This is a genomic window from Spongiibacter thalassae (assembly GCF_012272835.1).
In the GTDB taxonomy this organism is placed as follows: Bacteria; Pseudomonadota; Gammaproteobacteria; order Pseudomonadales; family Spongiibacteraceae; genus Spongiibacter; species Spongiibacter thalassae.
The window spans coordinates 135,593-156,470 of the sequence record NZ_JAAWWK010000008.1 but is presented as its reverse complement, the minus strand read 5'-3'; the positions used below and the strand labels follow the sequence as shown (position 1 = coordinate 156,470).

Here is a 20,878-nt window from a genome sequence, read left to right as displayed (position 1 = left end):
TGTATGATGCCGATGAGCATTGGCCGTTATTGCCGCCGCTCATCGGCTCACTCGACAATGCCGTAAGACGTGCTGCAACCAGCCATTCGCCAACGGTAAACAGTCATGCCCCTTTGTCACCTCTCACGCCAGCGCCACACTTCAACACTATTTTCTGGCTTTCTGCTGCTGACCAGCCTGCTACTGGGCAGCCTCCCCAGCGGCGCTGCACCCGCGCCTCCGCCGCCCCATCATGGCGATGAGGGCTTTCAAAACCCGCATCTGGAACACTTCGACAAAAGCCTGTGGGAGCTGCTCCGACTGCGCTTTTTCTCCGACCTGTACATCGCCGACCAACACCGCCAACGGCAGCGGATTACCAGCACAGTTCCGTCACCGGCGCTGACCAGCCCCGATCACCAGCGCTTGCAAATCAGCTGGGTGGGCCATTCCACCTTCGTTATTCAGCACCGTGGTATAACCGTTCTCACCGACCCGATATTCTCCCAGCGCGCCTCACCGCTGTCGTTTCTTGGCCCAAAGCGCCTTGTGCCCATGCCGATCAGCCTCGAGCAATTACCGCCCATTGATCTGGTGCTAATCTCCCACAATCACTACGACCACCTCGACCGGGACAGTATTCGCGCACTGGGCAACCAGCCGCTCTATCTAGTGCCGCTGGGACTGAAACCCTGGTTTACCAAGCTGGGTATCGCCCCGGACAGGGTGATTGAGCGGGATTGGTGGCAGACAGCGCGCATCGGCGAGGCGACAGTGACCGCAACCCCAAGCCAACATTGGTCCGGCCGGGGCATTGGCGATCGCTTCGCCAGCCTATGGGCCTCCTGGCATATACAGATTGACCAACGCAGTATCTGGTTCGGCGGCGACACCGGCTACAATCCCATTCAGTTCAAGGAAATTGGCCGCCGCCTGCCCCGCCCGGATATCGCCTTGATTCCCATCGGGGCCTACCTGCCCCGGGACTTTCTTCGGGAGCAACATGTCGACCCTGGTGAAGCGGTGCAAATCCACCTGGATCTGCGCGCCAGAAAAAGCATTGGTATGCACTGGGCAACCTTCCAACTGTCAGCGGAGGATATCGACGCGCCGCAAAAAGACTTGAAGCAGGCCGCCGACAACGCCAAACTGGCAAAAGATGAATTTACCACCCTCGCAATAGGCGAAACGGTAGTCGTCGATTAGCGCAGCAGCCCATGCCTACCTCTACTTGTCCGGCCCATCCATGCCCTACATGACATTTCGTACCAGACTCGCCGCAGTAGTTCTGCTGCTGACGCACCCGGGGCTTGCCGCCGAACCCAGCGTCACCCTTAACGACCCCCGCCTTGGGGAGCTAAGCGGGCTCGCCGCCAGCCACAGTGCTCCCGGTTTTTATTGGGCGCACAATGACAGCGGGGATATTGCGCAACTGTATCTACTGCAACCGGGCAGCCCACAACTACAGGTTCATCGAATTACCAACGCCAAGGCTTTTGACTGGGAAGATATTACGAGTTTTCGCGACCCCAGCGGCAGCTACCTGCTGGTGGGGGATATCGGCGACAACTTTGCAGTGCGGCCGATGATCGAGGTATATCTACTCAGGGAAAGTCGCCATCAGGGCAGGCCAGCTCTGCGTCTACTGCGGCGTTACAACCTTGTTTTTGACGGTGGCCCGAGGGATATCGAGGCCCTGGCCGTAGACCCCGCCGAGCGCATGGTCTATCTGCTGAGCAAACGGGAGGTGCACCCCCAGCTCTATCGCTTTTCGCTGGATGCCCTGCCGGAACGACCGGTGCTGCTCACCTCGCTGGGCGCTGTCACCAGCTTGCCCTCTCCTGCCAGCCACCGACCCCAGCGCGCAGGCGGTATCAGCCAACACTCGCCAACCGGTCTCGCCTTTGCCCCGGACGGCCGGGGGGCGGCGATCAGCACGCTGCGCGACAGCTATTACTTTCCCCGCCGCCCTGGACAAAGCTGGGTGGAGGCATTGAATGGGAACCCCCAGGCACTGAAATTACCCAAACTGCGCCAGGCAGAGGCCATTACCTTCTCCGCCGACGGCACCAGCATTATCATTGGCAGCGAAGGACTCCCCACCAGGTTGCTTACCGTCAGGCGGCCAACAGCGGCGTCGGCGCAGAAATAGACTCCTCTACGGTGTGATATAGAACAGGGCGATACAAATCGCCAGGCCCACACCCCACACTGCACTGCGTAACCCGCCCCAGTTTTGCAGGTAGCACACGATATACAGCACCCGTACCGCGACAAACGCCAATGCGAGGGTGTTTACCGTCGCCTCAGCGGCACCGCCGAAATGAGCAATAATCACCGCAGCAGCGAACAGGGGAAAACTTTCGAAACTGTTATTCATCGCCGCCACCGCGCGGGCGGAGCGGCCTTCTACCTTGGCCAGCCACTGGCGCGGATGATTGTTGTCGTAACGCTTGCCATCCACTTTTCCGCCCTTGGCCAGTAGCCCGCTCAAGGGACACATCAGGCCAAAGGCGAGAACACACCATAGTGCAATTGTCATTTTATTATCCTCGTTGATGATTGTGTGGAGCCTTCGCTCCTGTTTGCAAAAATCTTGTTTAATTTTTATTAGGGCTGGTTAACAGGACCGAATAGAAGTCCTGTCAGTGGAATACCTTGCTGACCGTTAATCCTTCGGCCCCGGCTTCAGCACACAACGCAGCCAATTCCAGAAGCCGTTTTCCGCCAGCACCATACGATCCAGGCCATCAAAAAATTTCGCTTGCCCCTCGGGGTCGGCGAAGAAATCCGCCCGGGTTTTCCGCTCTCGATCAGGATCAAGTTGCTTGACCACCTTCGCCGGATTTCCCGCCACCACAACATTGGCGGGAACATCCCGAGTCACCACCGCACAGGCCGCCACCACACTATTCTCACCAATGGTCACGCCCTTCAATACGGTACAGCGATCCCCCAACCAAACGTTGTCGGCAATGTGCACCGGCCTGACCTCAGGACTGCGCTCGGTACGGTCATAAATGTCGTGCCAATCACTGTCGGTAATGTACACACCGTTCGCCATCATCACGCTATTGCCGATACGAATTTCATCGCTGGCGGAGATTCGCCCACCCGGACTAATCAGTACATAGTCGCCGATCACAATACGTCCGCAGCCTGGCTCGCGCCCCCACACACCGATTTTGACGGGGTTTTCCCGCTCTCCGATAATCGTCGCACACTGCCCAATCTCAATATTCGGCCCCGAAATCGAAATGTACCAGGGCTTCATAAACGTGGGATAATCTCCCAGAAAATCGCAGGCGGGCCGCAAGAAATGGTTGGTATAGGCTTCGCGCAAGCGAAGATAGCTCTTTTTCACCCAATAGGGACGTCGATCCTGGCGCATACCCGGCCTTATTAATTATTCGGCGGCACAGTGTCGCAAGACTGACCTGTCAGGGCAATCGCACAAGGTTACCGATACATGAAAAAAACCAGCGGCCAGCAACACGCCCGCAGCGTCGTGAGCAGCCAGCAGGGCATCCACGAACGGCTGCACCATCTGGTGGAGAAACATCTACACCACCCCTTCAAAAAACCCTATGCACAGCACAATATCGATGCCTTTAACAAGGCTCAGCAATGGCTTTCAGCCCGGGATCGCCCATTAATCCTGGACAGCTTTTGCGGTGTCGGCGAGAGCACCTGGCGCCTGGCCAAGCGCTTCCCCGACCACCTGGTGATCGGCATCGACAAGTCCGCTGCCCGGCTCGACAAACACCCTGCCCATATCGACGCCGACAGCCCGAACAACTACCTGCTGGTACGCGCCGATATCGACGACTTTTGGCGACTGGCCGCCGCTGCGGACTGGCGCCCTGAATTTCACTTTTTGCTCTACCCCAACCCCTGGCCCAAGCCCGGGCAGCTCAGCCTGCGGGTGCACGGTTCCCCCCTGTTCAGCAGTCTGCTGGAGCTGGGGGGGCACATTGAAGCGCGCAGCAATTGGCCCATTTACATTCAGGAGTTGGCCGCTGCCCTGCGCATCGCCAGGCAAAATCCGCGCTGTGAAACCTTCAGCCCCGGTGAGCCTCTAACCCCCTTTGAGCGTAAATACCTCGCTGCCGGTCAGCCGCTATGGCGCTGCCAGTGCCAGCTCGAGGCGCCGCAGGCGCTGTTTTCGCACCGCGGTTAAGCGGTATACTGCCCTATCAACGACCCGATTGGCCCCATTATGAACACGACCATCGCCGAAGCTCGCATTAATTCCGCCATCAGCGACAAGGTGTGGCTCACCATTCGCGAGGAGACCGCACTGGAAGCCCAGCGGGAACCCGTGCTGGCGAGTTTTCTGCACGCGACCATTCTGAACCACAACACTCTGGAGCACGCGCTCAGCTATCACCTCGCCCACATTCTGGACAGCCCCGAGGCCTCATCACTGCTGGTGCGGGAAGTTATTGAAGACGCCTTCGCTGAAGACAGCGGCATCGCCAGGGCAATTCGCGCCGACATTTGCGCGGTATTCGAACGGGACTCTGCCTGCAAGAATCTGTCGGTGCCCTTCCTCTACTTCAAGGGCTACCACGCCCTGCAATCCTACCGCGTCGCCCATTGGCTCTGGCAGCAGGGCCGCACCTCACTCGCGCTGTTCTTCCAGAATCGCATCAGTTGTGAATTCGGGGTAGATATTCACCCCGCCGCGAGGATAGGTCACGGGGTGATGATGGACCACGCCACCGGCATCGTCATCGGCGAGACCGCGGTAGTCGGCAATAATGTGTCACTCATGCAGGCAGTGACCCTGGGGGGCACCGGCAAGGAACACGGCGACCGTCATCCCAAGGTGGCCGATAATGTGCTGATCAGTGCCGGGGCCAAAATCCTTGGCAATATCCATATTGGCGAGGGTTCCCATGTTGCCGCTGGCAGTGTGGTGCTCAAGGACGTGCCGCCCCACTCCCTTGTCGCCGGTGTACCAGCCAAGGTGATTGGCACCCCGGACTGCGATGCCCCGGCACTGTCAATGAATCACAGCGCCTGCTGCGACGATAACTGAGGACGAGAGCGCCCTCCGTCACCAATTAAATTGCCTTGCAGTTGGGCCTTACGCCATTCGCCTGGGCCTGACGATAGAGAGGCTCGGCAGTGCGCAGCTGCTTTTGCAGATCCTTGATACGGGTCTGATGAGAGGGGTGGGTAGACATAAACTCCGGTGGCTGCCCCTGACTCGCAGCGCTCATATTTTCCCACAGTGAAATACTGGCCGCCGGGTTAAAGCCCGACTTGGCCATCAAATCCAGTCCATAAACATCAGCCTCGGATTCCTGCGCGCGGCCGTAGGGAAGCACCACCCCATACTGGGCACCCAGTCCGAGCAAGCCCATCACTGTGGCCTTCTGCTGGCTTTCTCCCAGCAGGACACCAACCAGCTGGGTGCCGGTACCGGCAACGCTTTGCAGCGACATCCGCTCAGCGCTGTGTTGGGCAATCACGTGAGCCACCTCATGACCAACCACGGTGGCCAATTGGTCAGCATTGGTCGCCACTTTAAAAATACCGGTATGAACGCCGATTTTCTTACCCGGCAGGGCAAAGGCGTTGGCCGAGGGGTCATCGAACACCACCACCTCCCAACTGCCGCGCCACTCACTGGGCAGGCTGCGGGTAATCGCATCAGCCACACAGCTGACATAGGCATTGGTCTTGCCGTCGCGGGTCACGGTCATTTTTTGCTTCATATCGTCGAAGGCCGTTGCCCCCATCTGCGACATTTCACCGTCGGAAAACAGCAGTATTTGACGGCGTCCTGTCGGCGATTCAGCACAGGCGGCGATCAGGGCAATAATGACGCACAACGCGGGAAAACGCAGAGATTTCATAAATCCACCATAGAAATAAGCTTTTAGAGGAGCTGTCTGATAATTTGTTCATTATGGCATAGAGTCAGCGGGTGCAGGCAAGGAGCAAGACGAGATGACGAAAACTGAAGAGCAGGTGTGTGGATGGTGCGGCACAGACCCCCTCTATCGCCGCTACCACGACGAGGAGTGGGGGGTGCCCTGCGCCGACGACCGTATCCTGTTTGAATTTCTGATTCTGGAATCCGCCCAGGCGGGATTGAACTGGCTAACCGTGTTGCGCAAAAGAGAAGGCTACCGCGCGGCCTTCGCCAACTTCAACGCGAAAAAAGTAGCCGGTTTCGATGAGCAAAAAATAGAGGCCTTGTTACTCGACCCCGGCATTGTCCGCAATCGCAAAAAGGTCGAGAGCGCCGTGAGCAACGCCAGGCTGTTCCTCGAAATACAGCGTGAGTACGGCAGCTTCGCCCGCTATATGTGGGGGTTTCTCGACGACACACCACAGCAGAATCAATGGGAGTCACTGGCTCAGGTGCCCGCCACCACGCCCCTGTCTGACGCCATCAGCAAAGACATGAAAAAACGCGGTTTTCGTTTTTTTGGCAGCACGATTTGCTACGCCCACTTGCAGGCCCTCGGCTTTGTTAACGACCATCTGCTTCAATGTTTTCGCCATCGGGAGTGCACTGAGCTGGGACAGGCGTTTATCCCCCCCTGGAAGCAGTAACCCAAAAACCCGCCGCGGGGGAACCCACCGCTACGCCCCGGCTCTATACCCCATTCGCGATTCCTCCTACACTGTTAGCGAATCACTGAATTTGCTGGAGCCAGAATAATGTTACACCGCCAACGCTGCTGCGCGATCGCGCTAATTCTGCTGATGCTGAGCGCCTGCGCAAGCAACGATAGCAAGGTGCATACCGATTATCGTCCAGGCACCAACTTCGACCGCTATCAGCGGTTCAGCTGGGCGGATGACAGTGGCGGTGACAAATCAATCTCGCCATTCATTCTGGAGCATGTCCGCGAAGCCCTGGCCCAGGAACTCAAGACGGGCCTGTATCAACCGGCCCCGCAACAGGCCGATTTCCTGGTGCGGTATTATGTTGCCGAGGCCGCAAATACCATCGACCGCAGCCCGCGAATCGGTATCGGCCTGGGTAGCTTTACCGGGAATATTGGCATGAGCACTTCGGTAGGCGTGCCCATCGGCCAGGACAAGGTGAATCGCAACATTCAGATTCTGATCCATCTGCTTGACGCCAAAACCAGAACTCTCAGCTGGCAGGGCGCAATTTTAATGCCGCTGGACGATGCCGACCCGGAGGCCAACCAACACCGCGTTCATCAGAGCGTGGCCAAAATATGGTCTCACTTTCCGCCGAAATAACCCCGGCTCAATCCTGCGCCAGTACCCAGGGGAATCGATCCCGCAGTTCTTCCGCGGTCAGCCCCCGCAGGCGACCAATATTTCGCTCCGGGATCTCATCGACATCGTCGAAACTGTCTACCGCGGCGGCAACACTGTCTTCCCGCAGAATATGCAAAATAGGTAGTGGCGCGCGGTTGGTATAATTTCCGGGGTCACCTTCCGCGACATCGGCAAAGCAATATCCCGGGTGAAAACTGGCGATCTGGAACACCCCTTCCCAACCGCAACGCTCAATCAAGCCCTCTGCCAGCCCCAGAAAGTCATTGAAGTCGTAGAAATCTGCAAACTGCTTCGTCAATACCAGCAGTGTCGTCTCAACCTTTTCCGGAGGATGATCAAGCAGATAGGTGCACTCCACATACAGGGTTTCCAGTATCTCCTCTGGTTTGTCAGCGTGGCAGACACTGATCCGAATGGTCCCTCGGTCTCTCGGCTGTGAGGCAAAGGGGCACAGTCCCATGCCGACGACAACCTCATCCAGCCATGCGGCAACCCGCTGCTGAACCACCTCGTCATTGTGCTGCTCTGACATCTGTCCTCAACCCTCTTTTAGTTCGGCGCTGTAGAGCAATTATACCCCCGGCAATATCCCGCGATGCTATTTACAACAGAGCTACTAGACGATTTTCTCATATAGCAATCGTCTGGGCAGAAATGGGCGTAATATCAATATAGCGCCACCGAATCATGGGCGAACCTCGCACAATCTCTATGCGGTCTGGCGACTTAAAGGAGCAGAGAATGAAAAGATATTATTTTCTTGCCGACAATCTGGACAAGCTGGCGGCGATTGAGCACGACCTGGAAGAAAACGGTCTGTCACGACCCCAGATTCACGTGCTCAGCAACGACGACTCAGGGGTCACCCGGCGCCACCTCAACGATGTCGAAGCGGTGCTGCGCAGGGACGTGGTGCTGTCGATGCAGCGCGGAGCCCTGATCGGCCTGGGTGTTGCGGCGCTGGTACTGGCAGCGGCCCACTACTCGGGCGTCGCTCTCAGTGTGGGCTGGGCGCCCTTTGTCTTTTTAGCCATTATTATGCTGGGATTTTTTACGTGGGAGGGCGGACTATTCGGTATACAGGAGCCCCACCATGATTTCCGGCGCTTTGAGCAAGCCCTGGACAGTGGTCGTCATCTGCTGATGATTGATGCCAGTGCCGCGGAGCAAAATATCCTTAACCGCGTGACCGCCCACTACCCCGACCTGGAATTCTCCGGCACCGGTGAGGGCTCACCCCGCTGGTTTATCGGCTTCCAGAATCGCTGGCGGCACTTTATCGAAGTGATGCCTTGATCGGCACTTTGACAACCAACCTGCGTACAACACCACTGGGCTCCGAGGGGAGCCCTGACGGTTAGCGGTGATAAGGCTCTGACAGCTCACGCACCGCATTGATAAAGGCGCCAGCGTGTTCGGGGTCGACCTCAGGGGTGATGCCGTGACCGAGGTTGAAAACATGCCCCTCACCGTGACCGAACTCGGCGAGGATGGTGGCAACTTCTTCCCGTATCCGTTTAGGCGACGCGCGCAACATGCTCGGGTCCATATTGCCCTGTAAGGCCACCTTGTGCCCCACCCGGCGGCGAGCGGCTGCAACGTCGGTCGTCCAATCCAGTCCCAGCGCATTCGCACCGGTATCTGCCATCAACTCCAGCCACTGGCCGCCATTTTTGGTGAACAGTATCACCGGCACCTGACGACCGTCATTTTCCTTAATCAAGCCATCCACGATCTGCTTCATGTAGCGCAGACTGAACTCTTGATAAGCACGATGACCCAGCGCCCCGCCCCAGGTATCAAAAATCTGTACCGCTTGCGCACCCGCTTTGATCTGGTCATTGAGGTAGGCAGTAACGCTTTGCGCGAGTTTATCGAGCAGCGCGTGCATGGTTTCGGGTTCATCAAAGGCCAGTGCCTTGCATCGGGCGTGGTCCTTGGAGCCGCCACCCTCGACCATATAGGTCGCCAGAGTCCACGGGCTACCGGAAAAGCCAATCAGCGGCACACGGCCATTCAGCTCCGAGCGAATCGCCCGCACCGCATCGCAAACATAGGTCAGATGCTTTTCACCATCGACCACCGGCAGCGCGTCAACGTCAGCCATACTGCGCACAGTTTTACGGAATTTGGGGCCTTCACCGGTTTCAAAGTACAGACCAAGCCCCATAGCATCGGGAATGGTCAGAATATCGGAAAACAAAATGGCCGCATCAAGGGGGTAGCGAGCCAGCGGCTGCATGGTCACTTCACAAGCCAGCTCGGTATTCTTGCACAGTGACAGAAAGTCCCCGGCTTGTGAGCGCGTAGCGCGGTACTCAGGCAGGTAGCGACCGGCCTGCCGCATCATCCATACCGGCGTATAGTCAACGGGCTGGCGCAACAGTGCGCGCAGAAAGGTATCGTTTTTAAGTGCAGTCATTGGCTCGCTCTACGCTGGACGGGAGACGGGAGACGCTGAATCGGGTTGAAGCGTTGGCGTCTCCCGTCTCCCGTTCAGCGCAATGCGAATCAGACCTTCAGATAATCCAGAATACCTTCAGCCGCCTGGCGACCTTCCCATACAGCAGTCACCACCAGGTCAGAGCCCCGCACCATATCGCCACCGGCAAACACCTTGGGGTTAGTAGTCTGGAACTTGTACTGTTGGTGCTCAGGCGCTTCGACACCGCCCCAGCTGTTGGTTTCAACACTCTGGTCTTTCAGCCACTCCGGCGGGTTGGGCTGGAAGCCGAAGGCCACCAACACCACATCGGCGGGAATCACTTCTTCGCTACCGGGTACCACCTCGGGGCGACGACGGCCGTTCTCGTCGGGCTCACCCAGCTGGGTAGAAACCACCTTGACCCCTTCTACCGCGCCGTTACCCACAATGGCCACCGGCTGACGATTAAACAGGAACTCAACACCTTCCTCCTTGGCGTTTTGTACTTCACGGCGAGAACCTGGCATGTTTTCTTCGTCGCGACGGTAGGCGCAAACAACACTGCTGGCGCCCTGACGAATCGAAGTACGGTTACAGTCCATTGCGGTATCACCACCGCCCAGCACAACAACCCGCTTGCCCATCACGCTGATGTAGTCGGAGGCATTTTCCTCCCAACCCATATTGCGATTGACGTTGGATACCAGGAAGGGCAGTGCATCGTAGACACCGGGGAGGTCTTCACCCTGGAAGCCACCCTTCATGTATTTATAGGTACCCATGCCCATGAACACCGCGTCGTAATCCGCCAGCAATTCGTCCATGGTGATGTCGGTGCCGATATCGGTGTTCAGCCGAAATTCGACGCCCATTTCTTCCAATACCCGGCGACGACGCTGCACCACCGATTTTTCCAGCTTGAACTCGGGAATACCAAAGGTCAGCAGGCCACCAATTTCCGGGTAGCGATCAAATACCACCGGTTTCACACCCGCGCGCACCAGCACATCGGCGCAGCCGATACCGGCGGGGCCGGCACCAATCACGGCAACTTTCTTGTCGGTCCACACCCGCTTGGACATATCCGGGCGCCAACCCAGTTCCAGCGCAGTATCGGTAATGTACTTCTCGGTCGAACCGATGGTCACCGCACCAAAACCGTCGTTAAGGGTACAGGCGCCCTCACACAGGCGATCCTGGGGGCATACCCGGCCACACACTTCCGGCAAGCTGTTGGTCTGGTGGCTTAATTCCGCCGCCTCGAACAGATTGCCTTCACTAACCAGTTTCAGCCAGTTGGGAATATAGTTGTGAACGGGGCATTTCCATTCGCAATAGGGATTACCGCAGGACAAGCAGCGGTGTGCCTGATGCTTAACCTCTTCTTCCTTGTAGGGCTCGTAAATTTCTACAAAGGCCTCGCGGCGCTGCAACATGTCTTTCTTGTTGGGGTCTTGACGCCCAACATCCAGAAACTGGAATGAATTCTGTAAACGTTCAGCCATATGTCTTACCTCATCGCTACGCGGGCTATTTATTCCGGACGCCGTCTGGTGGTTTCCAGCAGGCGGGTAAGGCTTGCTGCTTTTGGCTTAATCATCCAGAACTTGCCAATGTAGTCGTCGAAATTATCGAGAATATGCCGCCCCCAGTCCGACTGGGTTTCTTCAACAAATTCTTCGATATTGCCGCGCAGGTGGGCGCGGTAGGCCTCCAGGGACTCGGAGGTGATACGACAGATTTCGACCAACTCGCTGTTGTAGCGGTCGACGAAACGGTGGTCTTCGTCCAGCACGTAAGCAAATCCACCGGTCATACCTGCACCGAAGTTCACCCCGGTTGCACCAAGCACCGTAATATTGCCGCCAGTCATGTACTCACAGCAGTGGTCACCAGCGCCCTCGATAACCGCATGGGCACCGGAGTTACGCACGCCGAAACGCTCGCCGGCCGTACCTGCAGCAAACAACTTGCCGCCGGTAGCACCATACAGACAGGTATTGCCGATAATCGACGTTTCCTGACTCTTGAAGGCGCTGTTTTTCGGCGGATAGATGACCAGCTTACCGCCAGCCATGCCCTTGCCGACATAGTCGTTGGCATCACCTTCCAGATACATATGCAGGCCGCCAGCGTTCCACACGCCAAAGCTTTGCCCCGCCGTACCCTCAAGGTTCAGCTTGATCGGCGCCTCGCTCATATCCAGGTTGCCATAACGCTTGGCAATTTCACCGGAGAGACGTGCACCGATAGAACGATCGCAGTTGTTAACCTTGAAGCTGAATTCGCCACCGGATTTGGCGTCGATCGCAGGCAGCACCTCAGCCACAATGGCCTCGGCTTTCTCGCCCTTGTCGAAGGGCTCGTTCAGCGCTACCTGACAGAACTGGGGCTGATGCTCTGCCTCAGGGTCCTTGAACAGAATCGGCGACAGGTCGAGCAAGCCCTGCTTGTCGGTCTCGCCGGTTTTCTGTGCGAGCAGCTCTGTGCGACCGATCAGTTCCTCAATGGTGCGAACACCCAGCTCAGCCATCCACTCACGGGTTTCCATCGCCACGAAGGTGAAGAAGTTCATCACCATTTCAACAGTGCCAATGAAGTGCTCGTCACGCAGGCGCTCGTCCTGGGTCGCAACACCGGTGGCACAGTTGTTCAGGTGACAAATTCGCAGGTACTTACAGCCCAGTGCCACCATTGGCGTCGTTCCGAAACCGAAACTTTCTGCGCCGAGAATAGCCGCCTTGACCACGTCGAGGCCGGTTTTCAAACCGCCGTCGGTCTGCACCCGTACTTTGCCACGCAGGCCGTTGCCACGCAGTGTCTGTTGGGCTTCAGCCAGGCCCAGTTCCCAGGGCGAACCGGCATAGCGAATCGAAGTCAGCGGGCTCGCCGCCGTACCACCGTCGTAGCCGGAAATCGTAATCAGGTCAGCATAGGCCTTGGCCACACCGGCGGCAATGGTGCCCACACCGGGCTCAGACACCAGCTTGACCGACACCAACGCCTGGGGATTAACCTGTTTGAGGTCAAAAATCAGCTGGGCCAGATCCTCGATAGAGTAGATATCGTGATGAGGCGGCGGCGAGATCAGGGTCACACCGGGCACTGAGTGACGCAGTCGTGCGATCAGCGCATTGACCTTGCCACCGGGCAACTGGCCACCTTCACCGGGCTTGGCACCTTGGGCAACCTTGATCTGCAACACTTCGGCGTTGACCAGGTAATGGGGGGTTACGCCGAAACGGCCAGAGGCAATCTGTTTGATTTTGGACACGCGCTCTGTACCGAAGCGCGCGGGGTCTTCACCGCCTTCACCGGAGTTGGAACGCGCACCCAGTCGGTTCATGGCCACAGCCAGGGCTTCGTGAGCCTCTGGGCTCAGAGCACCCAGCGACATCCCCGCCGAGTCGAAACGGCTCAGGATATTTTCGATCGGCTCCACCTCATCCAGCGGAATCGGCTTGGCCTGATCGCTGAACCCCAGCAGGTCGCGCAGGGTCGCAACCGGGCGGGTATTTACCAGCTCAGCGTAGCGCTTCCACTGTTGGTAATCGCCGGTTTTGACCGCCTCTTGCAGACGCATCACCACATCGGGATTGAAAGCGTGGTATTCCTTGCCGTGTACATACTTGAGCAAACCACCCTGGTCGAGTGGCTTGCGCGCCAGCCAGGCCACTGTCGCCAGCGCCTCCTGATCCTGTTGCAGCTCAGCAAAACCGACACCGGCAATACGGCTGGCAACACCGCGGAAACAGGTTTCAACCACTTCCTCGGACAGGCCAATGGCCTCAAACAACTGGGCGCCGCGATATGACGAAATGGAGGAGATACCCATCTTCGACATGATTTTCAGCAGACCCTTGTTAATGCCCTTGCAGTAGTTGCTATAGGTCTCCTGCTCGTCGCCAAGCAGTTCGCCGTTTTTCAGCATGTCGCTGAGCACTGCGAAGGCCATATACGGGTAGACTGCTGTCGCACCAAAGCCAAACAGGCAGGCCATCTGGTGTGAGTCCCGAGCACTGCCGCTCTCGACCACCAGGTTTGCGTCGCAGCGCAGCCCCTGTTTGATCAGGTGGTGATGCACCGCACCGGTGGCCAGCAGGCTGTGTACGGCTATCAAACCCGGCTCCAGCTTGCGATCACTGAGTAACAGGATCACCTTGCCGTCGCGCACCGCCTGCTCTGCGGCTTCCGCCACATTCTGCACCGCCTGTTTCAGCGACACCAGCGCAGGGTCATAGCTCAGATCAATATAGGCTTTGGGATAGCGCGGCGAATCCACCGCCATCAACCGGTCGAACTTATCCGGTGACAGTACCGGGCTGGTCAGAATCAGGCGATCAGCGTGGTCAGCAGTCTGCTCAAAGACATTTTGCTCGGCACCCAGCAGGGTTTCGAGGCTCATTACAATTGACTCACGCAGGGGGTCAATCGGCGGATTGGTTACCTGGGCAAATTTCTGCCGGAAGTAGTCGTAAAGCGAACGCTTACCCCGGGACAGCACTGCCATTGGCGTGTCGTCACCCATCGAGCCGACAGCTTCGTTGCCGCTGTCACCCAAGGCAGACAGGACCTGTTCACGCTCTTCAAAACTGACCTGAAAGTATTTCTGCAAGGCGCGCAGATGCTCGGCCTCAGGCAGTTCGGGGCGATTGCCCTGACCGAGCTGATCCTGCAAGCGGTTTGCGTTTTCACGCAACCATTTTTTGTAGGGATGAGCTGATTTGAGGCGCTCGTCGACATCCTTGGTATGCAGCACTTCACCGGTCTGGGTGTCCACCACCAGAATCTGCCCCGGGCCAACACGGCCCTTGGCAACCACCTGGTCGGGCTGATAGCCATAGGTGCCAATTTCCGAGGCTACGGTGATAAAGCCATTCTTGGTGATGACCCAGCGAGACGGGCGCAGGCCGTTGCGGTCAAGCATACATACGGCGTAGCGGCCATCGGTCATTACCAGACCAGCCGGGCCGTCCCAAGGCTCCATGTGCATGGAGTTGTATTCGTAGAACGCCTTCAGGTCGGCATCCATATGTTCGATATTCTGCCATGCAGGGGGAACCAGCATACGCACCGCACGGAACAGGTCCATGCCGCCCGCGACCAGCAGCTCCAGCATATTGTCGAGACTGGAGGAGTCAGAGCCGGTGCGGTTTACCAGTGGTGCCAGTGCTTCAACATTGGGCAGATTCGGGCAGGTAAAATTGCGCGTACGCGCCTCAGCCCAGTTACGGTTACCCTCAATGGTGTTGATCTCACCATTGTGAGCCAGCATGCGGAATGGCTGGGCAAGGGGCCAGCGCGGCATGGTGTTGGTAGAGAAGCGCTGATGGAAGACACAAATGGCCGTTTTCAGGCTTTGATCCGCCAAATCGAGATAGAAACGCGGCAAATCGACGGGCATGACCAGCCCTTTATAGGAAATAACATCCGCCGACAGGCTGCATATATAAAAGTCTTTGTCCGCTGTCAGGGCCTGTTCGGCCTGACGGCGCACCACAAACAGGCGCGTGGTCAATTCCTGAGCACTGAGACCGCTGACATTGATAAACATCTGCTCGATGCGGGGCAGACTGGACAGAGCGATTTCGCCACAGACCGAAGGATCAACCGGCACTTCGCGCCAGCCTGCAAGCTCCAGACCGTTGTCTCGCAGGACCTCAGCCATCACCTCACGCGCAGCCTGTGCGACGGCGGGGTCCTGGCTCAAAAAGATCTGGCCGATGCCGTACAACTCAGTGAGTTCGCCACCAAAAGCCGCCTTTGCTTCCGCCCGCAAAAATTCGTCGGGTTTTTGCAGCAGCAGGCCGCAGCCATCACCCGTTTTTCCGTCGGCGGCAATGCCACCCCGGTGAGTCATGCAGGTCAGTGATTCGATGGCGGTCGCCAGCAATTCGTGACTCGCCGCCCCTTCCATATGGGCGATCAGTCCGAAGCCACAGTTGTCACGCACATCTTCAGGTCTGTACAGGCCTGTACTCATAAAACGACTCTCACAAAATATCTAAGAAAAACAAGCAGATAGTCGAAAAGATAGTTCGGGCACAGTTAGATACCCGAAAAAAGGAGTGACATTCTACACGTAAGCAGCAAGGTGAACAAACGCCACCCCCGCCGCTGTTCATAAAACAACCAGCCCAGCCGTTACGCTAGACCGACACGCCAGCTGAACGAAGCACTTTGGCAATCTGTTCGACTCCCGTGTCACTGCTGACATAGGCCTCACCCAATGACTTTAACAACACCAGACGCAGACGCCCGTCGAGCACCTTTTTATCCCTGCCCATCAGTTGCAAAAATTGATCCACTGACATGTTTGCAGGGGGTAACACAGGCAAACCAGCCGCTTCCAGCAAGCTACGCCCCCGACCCAACACCGATTGCGGAAGATCGCCCAGCTCACAGGACAGCATCATGGCCAGCACCATACCCGCAGCCACCGCCTCGCCATGCAGCCAGTTACCGTAGCCTTCGGCGGTCTCGATAGCGTGACCAAAGGTATGACCAAGATTCAGGATGGCCCTGCGCCCCCCTTCGCGCTCATCCTCGGCAACGACATTGGCCTTGTTCACACAGGAGCGGTAAACCGCTTCGGCCAGCAGTTCTGGGTCACGGGCCATCAGACCATTGATATTTTCTTCCAGCCAATCAAAAAATGGCGCATCGCTGATCAGTCCGTATTTAATCACCTCAGCCATACCTGCGGCGTACTCCCGCTCGGGCAGAGAATCCAGCAAGGCCAGATCAGCCACAACACATACCGGCTGATGAAAAGCGCCGATCATATTCTTGCCCAGCGGGTGATTGACCCCGGTTTTGCCACCGACAGAGGAATCCACCATCGACAGCAGGGTGGTCGGCATTTGCACAAAATCCACCCCGCGCTGATAACTCGCCGCAGCAAAACCGCACATATCGCCGACAACCCCACCGCCCAGCGCAATCAGCGTGGTCGTGCGATTGTGGTTTTCCGCCAACAGATGGTCATAGACGCGCGAAAGCACCTGCAGACTTTTGTTGCTTTCGCCATCGGGCAGAATGCATTCACTGGCCTGCTTACCCGTCAGCGCCTGACGCACTGACTCCAGATAGAGGGGCGCCACGACATCATTACTGACCACACAGGCCTGCCGCCCCTTTATAAACGGCAACCATAAGGCCTGATTTTGCATCAGGCCTCGACCAATAAAAATAGGATAACTGCGCTCGCCAAGCGATACCTGGAGCTGTTTCATTTGAGCTGTTCCGGCTAGTCCCGGCCTAGATCGGCCAAAGCGGCGTATTATAGCAGGCTCAGCTGTTCAGGTCGCCGTCTTCGATTTTCGCAACAAGCTCCTGCACTACGGCCTTCGGGCTGCGATGATCGGTGGCAATACTGTGATCGGCCACCTGCAGGTAGAGGGGTTCGCGCTCAGCCATCAAGCGGCGCAGGGTTTCTTCGGGGTTGCCCTTTTGCAGCAACGGGCGCTTGCGATCCTTGGAGGTCCGCCGCACCTGTTCTTCAATCGAGGTGCACAAATACACCACCGTGCCCTTGGACATCATCAGGCTGCGGTTGTCGTCGCGCAATACCGCGCCGCCACCGGTGGACACCACCGCACCGCCAAGCTCGCTGATTTCCTGCATCATCAGCGACTCCCGATCGCGAAAGCCCTCTTCCCCTTCCATATCGAATATCCAGGGAATATCAACGCCGCTACGCTCTTCGATCTCGCGATCAATATCATAGAACGCCAGCCCGAGGCTGTCGGCAAGCAAGCGCCCGATGGTGCTTTTTCCCGCACCCATCGGACCTACCAAATACACCAAATCCGCTTTACGCATTACAACATCAGTCAACCAGGCTATCCGCGAGGATGCGCGGAGTGATAAAAATCAGAGTTTCCTGCTTCTCTCGGGTGACCGTCGTGGATTTGAACAGGCGACCGATAAAAGGGATATCCCCAAGGAAGGGCACCTTGGTTTCCGACTCCACGTCCAGCTGATCGTAAACCCCACCCAAGACCACCGTCTCACCGTTGCTGACCAGCACTCGGGTTTGCAGCTCAGTCGTATCGATAGTCGGCACCTGGCCACCCAGCCCGGTGGAGATAACCAGATCGCCAACCGTGTCCTGATTGATAATCAAGTCCATGATAATGCGGTCATCAGGGGTGATGATCGGCGTCACATCGAGCTTCAACACCGCCTCTTTGAAGGCGATAGTGGTTTCGCCACTGGCCGAAGACTGGGGGTAGGGAATCTCGGTACCGGACTTGATCACGGCAGGTTCCTTATCGCCGGTGACGATACGGGGCTGCGACACCACCTCACCACGCCCCTTCGATTCCAGCGCCGACAGCTCCAGGTTCAACAATACATCGGAACCGATATAGCCCACCGCAAAGGAGCCCGCTGCCCCCGGCACACCGAGGTCAGTCACCAAACCAGGCACCGCGGTAAAGCTGTTTGCGCCCGTGGTTAACGCATCAACAAAGTTATTGCGGGTCGCCTGATCGCCTTCGAGAGTACCGTTAGCGGAATAGATTTCGTTGCCATCCTGAGTAACGTAAGCACCACCCCAGCGCACACCCAGGGCGCGGTCAAAATCCGACGACGCACGCACCACTCTGGCTTCAATTTGCACCTGACGCACCGGCACGTCAATCAACGACACCAAGCGGCGAAACTCTTCCAGGCGCTCGGCGGTTTCGGTAATCAACAGCGAGTTGGTTCGCTCGTCAACAATGACATTACCGCGAGGTGACAGAATGCTTTTCGAGGCACCACCATCGCCGCCTTCACCACCGGTCGGCTTGAACAACTTGAACAACTCCGCCGCATCGGCATAGCGAATTCGCAAAAACTCGCTCTGCAGGGGAGCAAGCTCTTCCACCTGTTTCTGTGATTCAATTTCCAGGCGCTCCCGCTCGGCGATTTCCGCCGCTGGCGCGACCATCAGTACGTTGCCAATCTGACGTTTATCGAGCCCTTTGGTTTTCAACACCAGCTCAAGAGCTTGATCCCAGGGCACATTTTGCAAGCGCAGGGTGATATTCCCGGCCACAGTGTCACTGGCTACCAGGTTCAGTTCGGTGAAATCAGCAATCAGCTGCAACACTGAACGCACTTCAATATCCTGGAAATTTAGCGACAACTTTTCGCCAACGTAGGCAAATTCCTTGCGCCGCTCCTTAACTTCTTCCTTGGTCAGCGGCTTCACGCTTACCACATATTCGTTGTCGGTCTGATAGGCGAGGTAATCATATTCGCCCTGGGCCTCAAGGGACAGCTTCGCACCCTTTTCTCCCATACGCGCATCAATCAGCTTAACCGGGGTAGAAAAGTCACCAACATCAAACCGCCGCTGCAGGTTGCTCGGCAGCGCGACACCGCTGAAATCAATTTTAATCCGCGGGCCTTCGACAAACACATTGATGTCTGCCTTGTCGTCAGCGAGTTTGATAACCAGGCGCCCCTCACCCTTGTCGCCACGACGAAAATCCAGATCGACAATGCTGTTACCCTTCACCGCCGAATTGGCCGCCGGGGTCGCGGCCGCCACTACGGGGTTGTTGTACTTTTCTTTGAGATAGGAGCGGCTGCCACCTGCGCCGACGGAAACAACCAGCTGATTCCCTTCAATACGGGTTTCGTAGGAGGCCAGGCGCACCAGGTTCAACACTACCCGAGTGCGATCACGCCCTTCCAGCACCACCGCGCTGCTCGCATTATCATAGGCCAAGGGGTATTTTTTCTGGCCGAGCTGGTTGGTGGCCCCAACCAGATCCAGAGCGATTCGGGCCGGTTTCTCTATGGTATAACCCTTCACCTCGGGGGCCGGGCCTTCAAAGGTAAAACGCGCTTCGAAGCTCCCCCCCTGCAACGCATTGAATTGCACATCGGTCAGTGTCGCCGCCGACGCCGCCCAAGGAACAAGCAGTGACATCAGCAACAGCGCGTGTGCGGCCAGCCCTTTTACACTGCCGCGAGGCGCGCTACGCCGCTCTGAAATGCGCTTCTGCGTTGAGCTTTTCATGTATCTCTCCGGATTTCCAATTCTTACTTGCCTGCATTCAGCTCAAGAGAGCGCGGTCTTTCAACCCAGCCATCGCCGCCAGTGGACACAATCTCCACTACCGAAAGATAACCCTCACCGACTTCTACAATTTTGCCGTGATTGCGGCCAATATAGTTTGATTCACGCACGCGATGGACGCCGCCATCGCTGGTTTTAAGCAGGGCCCACAACACACCGCCCAACTTCACTGTTCCCACCATTTTCAGTGAGTCTATCGAAAACGCCTCAAGGTACTCTCGCTCACGCTGCATGTCCGGCTTGATCGACCCGGACGCTTCCAGCCGCGCGATTTCCTTAACATCCACCGGCTTGGTGAACGGGCTGCGCATACCGGAGGCCGTGTAAGAGAAGGCCCGATAGGCCTTGAGTGCAGGTATCGGCGGAATCGCACCGCTGGGCGCTGCGCGCTTGGCCCTTACAAACTCATCAATGTCGCTGTACTGGGAACCGCCACTACAACCGGCCACAACCACAGCAATCGACAGCACCAACAATAACGAGGAGTAGCGACGCATCATGACCCCCCATCCAATTCTTTATAACGGTAGGTTTTTGCCGTAATCGACATCTTCTGCACCGACAAATCCTTGTCCGACTTAATTTCATAGTCGTGAAGGGTCACAATCCGAGGCAGCCCCGCCACACCGCTGACAAATGCTGCAAGGTCGTGGTAGGTGCCGGTCACCTGAATCGCAATCGGCAGTTCGATGTAAAATTCCTTAACCTGTTCAGCTTCCAACTGAATGCTGCCAATTTCCAGACCGTTGGCCACCGCCTTGTCGGTCATATCCTCCAACAGACCCGGCACTTCGGTATCCGCCGGCAGTTGGCTAAGCAAAATCCCGAAGGATTCCTCCATCTCCGCCATTTGCTTCTTTAACGGTTCGAGTTTTGCTGCCTTGAACGCCTTGCGCTCGAATTCGGCCTTGAGCTGTAACTCCTTGGCCTCCGCCGACGCCAACTTAACCCGCAGGTCGGCGATAACATAGAAATAGCCCCCCACCAGGACCACAACAAAGGCCAGCACCCACAGCGCCACCCGCACCAGGAAGGGCCAGGCACCAATATTCCCCTCGTTGATATCATTGATATCAAACTGTTTGACTTCTTCTACCCACTCTTGCCAAGCCACAGTG

The 20,878-nt window shown here is 57.1% G+C and carries 19 protein-coding genes; 7 read left to right on the top strand and 12 right to left on the bottom strand.

What is annotated here, in order from left to right; all coding sequences use genetic code 11:
* Positions 1-105 precede the first annotated feature (105 nt).
* Both HCU74_RS19080 and HCU74_RS19075 read left to right on the top strand, forming a co-directional pair.
* Entirely contained in the window at positions 106-1,185 is a 1,080-nt protein-coding gene (locus HCU74_RS19080) for an MBL fold metallo-hydrolase (protein WP_168452025.1), read from the top strand.
* A 49-nt stretch (positions 1,186-1,234) separates the two neighbouring features.
* A complete protein-coding gene (locus tag HCU74_RS19075) occupies positions 1,235-2,131 on the top strand; it encodes an esterase-like activity of phytase family protein (protein ID WP_168452024.1) in 897 nt (298 codons plus the stop codon).
* A 6-nt stretch (positions 2,132-2,137) separates the two neighbouring features.
* Here HCU74_RS19075 and HCU74_RS19070 read toward each other — a convergent pair whose 3' ends face one another.
* Entirely contained in the window at positions 2,138-2,521 is a 384-nt protein-coding gene (locus HCU74_RS19070; protein WP_168452023.1) for an MAPEG family protein, read from the bottom strand.
* A 126-nt stretch (positions 2,522-2,647) separates the two neighbouring features.
* Positions 2,648-3,370 carry an acyltransferase gene (locus tag HCU74_RS19065; protein ID WP_168452022.1) on the bottom strand — a complete coding sequence of 241 codons (723 nt, stop codon included), beginning with the start codon at positions 3,368-3,370 and terminating at the stop codon, positions 2,648-2,650.
* Positions 3,371-3,448: 78 nt separating this feature from the next.
* Between HCU74_RS19065 and trmB the strand changes: the two genes are divergently transcribed.
* Both trmB and cysE read left to right on the top strand, forming a co-directional pair.
* Entirely contained in the window at positions 3,449-4,159 is a 711-nt protein-coding gene (gene trmB, locus HCU74_RS19060) for a tRNA (guanine(46)-N(7))-methyltransferase TrmB (protein ID WP_168452021.1), read from the top strand.
* Between the two features lie 39 nt (positions 4,160-4,198).
* Entirely contained in the window at positions 4,199-5,023 is an 825-nt protein-coding gene (cysE, locus tag HCU74_RS19055) for a serine O-acetyltransferase (protein WP_168452020.1), read from the top strand.
* A 25-nt stretch (positions 5,024-5,048) separates the two neighbouring features.
* On the opposite strand, the gene HCU74_RS19050 is transcribed toward cysE, so the two are convergent.
* Complete coding sequence (locus tag HCU74_RS19050) at positions 5,049-5,846, bottom strand: M48 family metallopeptidase (protein WP_168452019.1); 798 nt, start codon at positions 5,844-5,846, stop codon at positions 5,049-5,051.
* Between the two features lie 94 nt (positions 5,847-5,940).
* On the opposite strand from HCU74_RS19050, the gene HCU74_RS19045 reads away from it, so the two are divergent.
* Both HCU74_RS19045 and HCU74_RS19040 read left to right on the top strand, forming a co-directional pair.
* Positions 5,941-6,552: a DNA-3-methyladenine glycosylase I gene (locus HCU74_RS19045; protein WP_168452018.1), complete on the top strand. Its 612-nt coding sequence runs from the start codon at positions 5,941-5,943 to the stop codon at positions 6,550-6,552.
* A gap of 108 nt (positions 6,553-6,660) precedes the next feature.
* Complete coding sequence (locus HCU74_RS19040) at positions 6,661-7,215, top strand: DUF4136 domain-containing protein (protein WP_168452017.1); 555 nt, start codon at positions 6,661-6,663, stop codon at positions 7,213-7,215.
* Positions 7,216-7,222: 7 nt separating this feature from the next.
* On the opposite strand, the gene HCU74_RS19035 is transcribed toward HCU74_RS19040, so the two are convergent.
* Positions 7,223-7,789: a DUF1415 domain-containing protein gene (locus tag HCU74_RS19035; protein WP_168452016.1), complete on the bottom strand. Its 567-nt coding sequence runs from the start codon at positions 7,787-7,789 to the stop codon at positions 7,223-7,225.
* A gap of 209 nt (positions 7,790-7,998) precedes the next feature.
* Here HCU74_RS19035 and HCU74_RS19030 point away from each other — a divergent pair, with 209 nt between their 5' ends.
* The gene (locus HCU74_RS19030) at positions 7,999-8,553 is read left to right on the top strand and encodes an O-antigen ligase family protein (RefSeq protein ID WP_168452015.1); all 555 of its coding nucleotides are present in this window, start codon (positions 7,999-8,001) and stop codon (positions 8,551-8,553) included.
* Between the two features lie 61 nt (positions 8,554-8,614).
* On the opposite strand, the gene hemE is transcribed toward HCU74_RS19030, so the two are convergent.
* The 8 genes from hemE to HCU74_RS18990 all read right to left on the bottom strand — a co-directional run bounded on the left by hemE (position 8,615) and on the right by HCU74_RS18990 (position 20,874).
* Complete coding sequence (gene hemE / locus HCU74_RS19025) at positions 8,615-9,679, bottom strand: uroporphyrinogen decarboxylase (protein WP_168452014.1); 1,065 nt, start codon at positions 9,677-9,679, stop codon at positions 8,615-8,617.
* 89 nt (positions 9,680-9,768) lie between these two features.
* Entirely contained in the window at positions 9,769-11,187 is a 1,419-nt protein-coding gene (locus HCU74_RS19020; RefSeq protein ID WP_168452013.1) for an FAD-dependent oxidoreductase, read from the bottom strand.
* Positions 11,188-11,216: 29 nt separating this feature from the next.
* A complete protein-coding gene (gene gltB / locus HCU74_RS19015; protein WP_168452012.1) occupies positions 11,217-15,665 on the bottom strand; it encodes a glutamate synthase large subunit in 4,449 nt (1,482 codons plus the stop codon).
* A 166-nt stretch (positions 15,666-15,831) separates the two neighbouring features.
* On the bottom strand, positions 15,832-16,917 hold the full coding sequence (aroB, locus tag HCU74_RS19010; protein ID WP_168452011.1) for a 3-dehydroquinate synthase: 1,086 nt from the start codon (positions 16,915-16,917) through the stop codon (positions 15,832-15,834).
* A 58-nt stretch (positions 16,918-16,975) separates the two neighbouring features.
* Positions 16,976-17,506, bottom strand: a complete 531-nt coding sequence (aroK, locus tag HCU74_RS19005; protein WP_168452073.1) for a shikimate kinase AroK — start codon at positions 17,504-17,506, stop codon at positions 16,976-16,978.
* 7 nt (positions 17,507-17,513) lie between these two features.
* Complete coding sequence (locus tag HCU74_RS19000; protein WP_168452010.1) at positions 17,514-19,700, bottom strand: type IV pilus secretin PilQ; 2,187 nt, start codon at positions 19,698-19,700, stop codon at positions 17,514-17,516.
* A gap of 23 nt (positions 19,701-19,723) precedes the next feature.
* Positions 19,724-20,260, bottom strand: coding sequence for a pilus assembly protein PilP (locus HCU74_RS18995; protein ID WP_168452009.1), 537 nt, complete (start codon positions 20,258-20,260; stop codon positions 19,724-19,726).
* Positions 20,257-20,874, bottom strand: a complete 618-nt coding sequence (locus HCU74_RS18990) for a type 4a pilus biogenesis protein PilO (RefSeq protein WP_168452008.1) — start codon at positions 20,872-20,874, stop codon at positions 20,257-20,259. Before HCU74_RS18990 ends, HCU74_RS18995 begins: the two co-directional genes overlap by 4 nt.
* Between the last annotated feature and the right edge of the window lie 4 nt (positions 20,875-20,878).

Excerpts from the sequence above, each read along its gene's own strand:
- HCU74_RS19040 (WP_168452017.1), top strand. The coding sequence starts at position 6,661 with ATGTTACACCGCCAACGCTGCTGCGCGATCGCGCTAATTCTGCTGATG.
- HCU74_RS19000 (WP_168452010.1), bottom strand. The coding sequence starts at position 19,700 with ATGAAAAGCTCAACGCAGAAGCGCATTTCAGAGCGGCGTAGCGCGCCT.
- cysE (WP_168452020.1), top strand. The coding sequence starts at position 4,199 with ATGAACACGACCATCGCCGAAGCTCGCATTAATTCCGCCATCAGCGAC.
- HCU74_RS19030 (WP_168452015.1), top strand. The coding sequence starts at position 7,999 with ATGAAAAGATATTATTTTCTTGCCGACAATCTGGACAAGCTGGCGGCG.
- HCU74_RS19020 (WP_168452013.1), bottom strand. The coding sequence starts at position 11,187 with ATGGCTGAACGTTTACAGAATTCATTCCAGTTTCTGGATGTTGGGCGT.
- HCU74_RS18995 (WP_168452009.1), bottom strand. The coding sequence starts at position 20,260 with ATGATGCGTCGCTACTCCTCGTTATTGTTGGTGCTGTCGATTGCTGTG.
- HCU74_RS19070 (WP_168452023.1), bottom strand. The coding sequence starts at position 2,521 with ATGACAATTGCACTATGGTGTGTTCTCGCCTTTGGCCTGATGTGTCCC.
- gltB (WP_168452012.1), bottom strand. The coding sequence starts at position 15,665 with ATGAGTACAGGCCTGTACAGACCTGAAGATGTGCGTGACAACTGTGGC.
- trmB (WP_168452021.1), top strand. The coding sequence starts at position 3,449 with ATGAAAAAAACCAGCGGCCAGCAACACGCCCGCAGCGTCGTGAGCAGC.
- HCU74_RS19075 (WP_168452024.1), top strand. The coding sequence starts at position 1,235 with ATGACATTTCGTACCAGACTCGCCGCAGTAGTTCTGCTGCTGACGCAC.
- HCU74_RS19035 (WP_168452016.1), bottom strand. The coding sequence starts at position 7,789 with ATGTCAGAGCAGCACAATGACGAGGTGGTTCAGCAGCGGGTTGCCGCA.
- HCU74_RS19065 (WP_168452022.1), bottom strand. The coding sequence starts at position 3,370 with ATGCGCCAGGATCGACGTCCCTATTGGGTGAAAAAGAGCTATCTTCGC.
- HCU74_RS19080 (WP_168452025.1), top strand. The coding sequence starts at position 106 with ATGCCCCTTTGTCACCTCTCACGCCAGCGCCACACTTCAACACTATTT.
- hemE (WP_168452014.1), bottom strand. The coding sequence starts at position 9,679 with ATGACTGCACTTAAAAACGATACCTTTCTGCGCGCACTGTTGCGCCAG.
- HCU74_RS19050 (WP_168452019.1), bottom strand. The coding sequence starts at position 5,846 with ATGAAATCTCTGCGTTTTCCCGCGTTGTGCGTCATTATTGCCCTGATC.
- HCU74_RS19045 (WP_168452018.1), top strand. The coding sequence starts at position 5,941 with ATGACGAAAACTGAAGAGCAGGTGTGTGGATGGTGCGGCACAGACCCC.
- aroK (WP_168452073.1), bottom strand. The coding sequence starts at position 17,506 with ATGCGTAAAGCGGATTTGGTGTATTTGGTAGGTCCGATGGGTGCGGGA.
- aroB (WP_168452011.1), bottom strand. The coding sequence starts at position 16,917 with ATGAAACAGCTCCAGGTATCGCTTGGCGAGCGCAGTTATCCTATTTTT.